Genomic DNA, 630 nt, shown 5'->3' on the forward strand with positions numbered 1-630 from the left:
GCCACAATGGACAGTTGAGGCTATACATCATATGCACCAAACAGAACCTCAATTTATGTTTGCAGGCATAGGATATCATTACTATATTCGTTTAGATGGTTCGGTGTATAAGGGTAGACCAGATAACGCTATAGGTGCTCATTGTCAAGGCTGTAATACAAACACTTTAGGAATTGCCTTTGAAGGTAACTATGACAATAGAACTGAAATGCCAGATGCTCAATTTAATGCCTGGTGTGAATTAAAATCATACCTATATAATAAGTATGGGAATATGCCAGTATACGGACATAGAGAAAAAGGAAGTTCAGAATGTCCAGGAGCTAATTTTCCATTAGAGAAAGTAAGAAATGCAAATGTATCACCTAGCAGAGTTATAGGATGGAATAAGGATAATACAGGTTGGTGGTATTGCACAGATGTAGTAAATAATTATTTTTATAAAGATAGTTGGGAGCTAATTGATGGTGTATGGTACAGCTTCGATAAGGATGGCTACGCTAGAGGCAATACATGGATTCAAGATGGTGGTAAGTGGTATTACTTAAGAGAAAATTGCATGATGGCGAAAAGTCAGTGGTTATGGATTGATGGTGAATGTTATTGCTTTGATGAACATGGAGGATTATA

1 protein-coding gene is annotated in these 630 nt (G+C 36.7%); it reads left to right on the forward strand.

Annotation, left to right across the window (positions count from 1 at the left end):
- On the forward strand, nucleotides 1-630 hold a 630-nt coding region (locus COL3_RS23975), incomplete at both ends, for a peptidoglycan recognition family protein (protein ID WP_099716737.1).

Origin of the sequence: Clostridium sp. LS, from assembly GCF_002760435.1 — a bacterium.
Taxonomy (GTDB): domain Bacteria; phylum Bacillota; class Clostridia; order Clostridiales; family Clostridiaceae; genus Clostridium.